Below are 223 nucleotides of genomic sequence, written 5' to 3'. Positions count from 1 at the left end.
ATTATTTGGGTTGCTCCGGCCAATCAATATCCGGGGCAATTGCGCAATTAACCCGGTTCAGCAATACCCGATATTTACGCCAGTTAATTAAGGCCTTTTTTTCTTCATCCGTGGCCATATCTAAGTCGGCAGCATCCTGTAGTGGCGCAATAGCTTTTGTCGCCAGTGACATCCGGTACTGCTTTTCTCGTTCCGCCCGGTGCTGCAATTCCTCTTGTGTCGG

At 49.3% G+C, this 223-nt stretch carries 1 protein-coding gene; it reads right to left on the bottom strand.

Translation table 11 applies throughout. The annotated features are described in order from the left end of the window. Position 1: 1 nt before the first annotated feature. On the bottom strand, positions 2–223 hold a 222-nt coding region (locus PSI23_RS22545; protein ID WP_273557105.1), incomplete at its 5' end, for a tail fiber assembly protein.

This window comes from Xenorhabdus yunnanensis (assembly GCF_028598805.1).
In the GTDB taxonomy this organism is placed as follows: domain Bacteria; phylum Pseudomonadota; class Gammaproteobacteria; order Enterobacterales; family Enterobacteriaceae; genus Xenorhabdus; species Xenorhabdus yunnanensis.
This window is presented reverse-complemented; position numbering and strand designations above follow the sequence as displayed.